Raw genomic sequence first — 5010 nt, 5'->3', positions numbered from 1 at the left:
CGTAGAATCGGCACATGAGCAGATTAGTCCTGATTGACGGTTCCAGTTACCTGTACCGCGCGTTCCACGCGCTCCCGCCGCTGTCCAACGCCGCCGGCGAGCCCACCGGGGCGCTGTTCGGCGTGGTCAACATGCTGCGTGCCACGCTGAAGGAAAAGCCCGAGTACGTCGCCTTCGTGGTCGACGCACCGGGCAAGACCTTCCGTGACGAGATGTACGCCGAGTACAAGGCCAATCGTCCGCCGATGCCCGACGACCTGCGCGCGCAGGTACAGCCGATGTGCGACATCGTGCAGGCGCTGGGCATCGACATCCTGCGCGTGGAAGGTGTGGAAGCCGACGACGTGATCGGCACGCTGGCGCTGGCCGCGGCCAGGGACGGGCTGGAAGTGACCATCTCCACCGGCGACAAGGATTTCGCCCAGCTGGTGCGCCCGGGCGTGGTGCTGGTCAACACCATGACCGGCAGCCGCACCGATTCCGATGCGGCGGTGATGGACAAGTTCGGCGTGCGCGCCGACCAGATCGTCGATTACCTGGCGCTGATGGGCGACACCGTGGACAACGTGCCCGGCGTGGAGAAGTGCGGCCCCAAGACCGCCGCCAAGTGGCTGGCCGAATACAACGACCTGGACGGCGTGATCGCCGCCGCCCCGACCATGAAGGGCAAGATCGGCGAGAACCTGCGCGCCGCGTTGCCGCGCCTGCCGCTCAACCGCGCGCTGGTCACCATCCGTACCGACGTGGCACTGGAACAGGGCCCGCGCGACCTGCAGCTGCGCGAGCAGGACGCGGACAGCCTGCGCGCGCTGTACGCGCGTTATGGCTTCACCCAGGCGCTGCGTGAGCTCGGTGGCGTGGCCGCCCCGGCCGCCGCCGACGATGCCAAGGTCAGCCTGCGTGGCACCGCCGCCGGTTACGCCAAGGCCGGTGACACGGCGCCGGCCGCCGGCACCGACCCGGCGCTGGCGGCCAAGGGCGAGTACGAGACCGTGCTGACCGCCGGGCAGCTGCAGGCCTGGGTGGAACGCCTGCAGGGTGCCGAGGAGTTCGCCTTCGATACCGAAACCGACGCGCTGGATGCGATGCGCGCCAACCTGGTCGGGATCAGCCTGGCCGTGGAACCGGGCAAGGGCGCCTATATCCCGGTTGGCCACGACTACCCGGGCGCGCCGGCGCAGCTGCCGATGCAGCAGGTGCTCGATGCGCTGCGTCCGCTGCTCGAGGACGCAGGCAGGAAGAAGCTCGGCCAGCACGGCAAGTACGACATCCACGTGCTGCGCAGGCATGGCATCCAGGTGCGCGGCTATGCCGACGACACCATGCTGGAAAGCTTCGTGCTCAATTCCACCGCCACCCGCCACGACATGGATTCGCTGGCACAGCGCTACCTGGGTTACACCACCACCAAGTTCGAGGAGGTCGCCGGCAAGGGCGCCAAGCAGATCCCGTTCTCGCAGGTGGGCATCGACGAGGCCAGCGCCTATGCGGCCGAGGACGCGGACATCACCCTGCGCCTGCACCGCGTGCTGTCGGCGCAGCTGGCGGCCGAGCCGTCGCTGGAAAAGGTGTACCGCGAGATCGAGATGCCGCTGGTACCGGTGCTGGCGCGCATCGAGGCCAATGGCGTGGCGATCGACGCGGCCGAGCTGAAGCGGCAGAGCAGCGACCTGTCCGCGCGCATGCTGGCCGCCCAGCAGAAAGCCACCGAGCTGGCCGGGCACACCTTCAACCTGGACTCGCCCAAGCAGCTGCAGGCGGTGTTGTTCGACGAACTGGGCCTGCCGGCGCTGGTGAAGACGCCCAAGGGCCAGCCCAGCACCAACGAGGAGGCGCTGGAGGCGATCGCCGAGCAGCACGAGCTGCCGCGCGTGATCCTGGAGTACCGCGGGCTGGCCAAGCTGCGCAGTACCTATACCGACAAGCTGCCGGAGATGGTCAACCCGGACACCGGCCGCGTGCACACCAGTTACCACCAGTCCGGCGCGGCGACCGGGCGGCTGTCCTCGTCCGACCCGAACCTGCAGAACATCCCGATCCGCACCGAGGATGGCCGCCGCATCCGCCAGGCCTTCGTCGCCCCGCCGGGGCGCAAGCTGATGGCCTGCGACTACTCGCAGATCGAGCTGCGGATCATGGCCCACCTGTCCGAGGACCCGGGCCTGATCCGTGCCTTCGAGCAGGGCGCCGACGTGCACCGCGCCACCGCCGCCGAGGTGTTCGGGCGCGCGCTGGAGGAGGTGACGCCGAACGAGCGCCGCGCCGCCAAGGCGATCAATTTCGGCCTGATGTACGGCATGAGCGCGTTCGGCCTGGCCAAGAACCTGGGCATCGACCGTGGCCAGGCGCAGGACTACGTGGCGCTGTACTTCAGCCGTTACCCGGCGGTGCGCGACTTCATGGAGCGCATGCGCGTGCAGGCACGCGAGCAGGGCTACGTGGAGACGCTGTTTGGCCGCCGGCTGTACCTCAACGACATCCACGCCCGCAACCAGGGCCTGCGTGCCGGTGCCGAGCGTGCGGCGATCAACGCCCCGATGCAGGGCACCGCAGCGGACATCATCAAGCGTGCGATGGTCAGCGTGGATGGCTGGCTGGCCGACCATGCCGACCGCGCCAGGATGATCCTGCAGGTGCACGATGAACTGGTGTTCGAGGCGGACAGCGCATTCATCCAGACACTTCAGGCCGAAGTGGAGGCCCGGATGTCAGCGGCGGCGAATTTGCGTGTGCCGCTGGTGGTGGATACCGGTATCGGGGAAAACTGGGACGAAGCGCACTAATTTTCCAAATTATTAACTCGAATCTCGATTCAATTGAAACACTTCGTTATATCCCTGCGCATTCAAAAAACCGTTTGGCGTCAATGCGATGAATCCATCCTTAATTTGTTTTGAAAAGGCTTGGATTCTTCACGAACCGTCAAGGTTCGTAGTGGTGATATAGCCGTCGACAGGCGCAATACCTGTCGCGGATCTCTCCCATCCCCTGGAGCAGATCTCGGAGCGGGGATTCCTCCCCAAATACCCGCTCCCCGGCCCCGTCGACCCCCCCCTGGTCGGCGGGGCTTCTTTTTTGGCGATCCTGGAACCGCCGGCCTGCTCCGGCGCCGGTCGTCGCACCGTGTTGATGGGCATCGCCCGAGCATGGGGGCGACGCATAGTCGGGAGACGAGGAATGCCGGACCTGTTCGCGCTGTCGATGCCGTGGTGGGAGTTCATCCTGCGCGCGGTGGTGGTGTATGTGGTCGTGTTGACGATGGTGCGGGTGGCCGGCAAGCGCGCGCTGGGGCAGTTCACCCCGTTCGACATGCTGCTGCTGATCCTGCTCGGCAACGCGGTGCAGAATGCCTTGCTGGGGCAGGACACGTCGCTGGGCGGTGGGTTGATCCTGGCCGCGACGTTGATCGTGCTCAATTACTTCGTGGGTTGGGTGACCACCCGCAGCCCGGCGGTGGAGCGCGTGATCGATGGCGAGCCGGTGGTACTGGCCCGGCATGGGCAGGTGCTGCACAGGGTGTTGCAGCGCGAGCTGGTGAGCAAGGCGGACTTCGCGCGGGCCATGCGTGATGCCGGCTGCGAGAACATCGACGAGGTGGACCTGGCGCTGCTGGAGATCAATGGGCACATCACCTTCCTGCGCAAGACCTGAGGTGGTGCGTTGATGGGGGGAGATGGATGCAGAAGCAGGAGCAGGAGCAGAAGCAGAAGCAGAAGCAGAAGCAGAAGCAGAAGCAGAAGCGATCCCTCCCCGGCCCTCCCCTGCTACGCAAGGGAGGGGGTAGAAGCAGGTTGTGCGGTGATCTGATCGATCGCATCGAACCGCCCCCTCCCATACGCAGCAGGGGAGGGCTGGGGAGGGGTGCGGTTGATGTTCGCGCCGCACGCGCCGTCGGAGCGTGCTCCCCGCAGCCTCAGCCGGCCAGCCAGTCGCGCGGGACCAGGTACTCGGCCAGGCGTGCCTCGTCGCTGCCGGTCTCTGGCTGGAAACCGTACTCCCAGCGCACGCGCGGGGGCAGGCTCATCAGGATGCTCTCGCTGCGGCCGCCGCTCTGCAGGCCGAACAGCGTGCCACGGTCGTAGACCAGGTTGAACTCGACGTAGCGGCCACGGCGATACAGCTGGAACTCGCGTTCGCGTTCGCCGTACGGCGTGTCCCTGCGGCGTTCGACGATCGGCAGGTAAGCATCGAGGAAGCCGTCCCCGACCGCACGCAGGTAGGCGAAGTCGGTGTCGAAATCGGCGTGCAGGTCGTCGAAGAACAGCCCGCCCACGCCGCGCGTCTCGTTGCGGTGCTTGATGAAGAAATACTCGTCGCACCAGCGCTTGTGCTCGGCGTAACGGGTGTCGCCATAGGGCGCGCACAGATCACGGGCCACGCCGTGCCATTGCCGCACGTCCTCGTCGAACGGATAGAACGGGGTCAGGTCGAAGCCACCGCCGAACCAGGCGGCGACTTTCTCGCCATCGCGTTCGGCCTGGAAGTAGCGCACGTTGGCATGCGTGGTGGGCAGGTACGGGTTGCGCGGGTGGAACACCAGCGACACCCCGCAGGCGCGCCACGAGGCGCCAGCCAGCTCCGGGCGGTTGGCCGAGGCAGACGGCGGCAGGCGGGTGCCGGCCACGTCGGAAAAGCCGATGCCGGCCTGCTCGAACACCGCGCCTTCGCGCAGCACGCGCGTGCGCCCACCGCCGCCCTCGGCGCGTTGCCAGCGGTCCTCGATGAAGTGGGCTTGGCCGTCGGCCTGCTCGATGGCGGCGCAGATGCGGTCCTGCAGGCCGGTGAGGTAGTCGCGTACGCGGTCGAAATCGTTCATGTGGGTACTCGGGTGCGGGCTGCCGACGGGCTGGCGGGCGGAGTTTACTTGCGATGGGACGTGCGGTTGCCGGCCTGTGCCGGTGCGTCATCCGCCGCGGCGGGCTCGACGGCCTGCATCCGCCGCGCGCCCATGCCAAGCATGGCCCAATCGGTGGTTTCGTACAGGTCACAGGCCACGTGCCTGCCGGTGCC

General features: G+C 67.1%; 3 protein-coding genes. 2 read left to right on the top strand and 1 reads right to left on the bottom strand.

Going from position 1 to position 5010, the window contains the following annotated elements; translation table 11 throughout:
* Positions 1 to 14 precede the first annotated feature (14 nt).
* A complete protein-coding gene (polA, locus tag VA603_RS10130; protein WP_323438733.1) occupies positions 15 to 2783 on the top strand; it encodes a DNA polymerase I in 2769 nt (922 codons plus the stop codon).
* A 394-nt stretch (positions 2784 to 3177) separates the two neighbouring features.
* Entirely contained in the window at positions 3178 to 3651 is a 474-nt protein-coding gene (locus VA603_RS10125) for a DUF421 domain-containing protein (protein ID WP_132863852.1), read from the top strand.
* Between the two features lie 262 nt (positions 3652 to 3913).
* Here VA603_RS10125 and hemF read toward each other — a convergent pair whose 3' ends face one another.
* On the bottom strand, positions 3914 to 4816 hold the full coding sequence (gene hemF / locus VA603_RS10120) for an oxygen-dependent coproporphyrinogen oxidase (protein ID WP_313253632.1): 903 nt from the start codon (positions 4814 to 4816) through the stop codon (positions 3914 to 3916).
* Positions 4817 to 5010: the final 194 nt, after the last annotated feature.

Origin of the sequence: Stenotrophomonas capsici (assembly GCF_034961085.1) — a bacterium.
Taxonomy (GTDB): domain Bacteria; phylum Pseudomonadota; class Gammaproteobacteria; order Xanthomonadales; family Xanthomonadaceae; genus Stenotrophomonas; species Stenotrophomonas capsici.
This window is presented reverse-complemented; position numbering and strand designations above follow the sequence as displayed.

Coding starts and splice junctions, on each gene's coding strand:
- polA (WP_323438733.1), top strand. CDS start 15: ATGAGCAGATTAGTCCTGATTGACGGTTCCAGTTACCTGTACCGCGCG.
- VA603_RS10125 (WP_132863852.1), top strand. CDS start 3,178: ATGCCGGACCTGTTCGCGCTGTCGATGCCGTGGTGGGAGTTCATCCTG.
- hemF (WP_313253632.1), bottom strand. CDS start 4,816: ATGAACGATTTCGACCGCGTACGCGACTACCTCACCGGCCTGCAGGAC.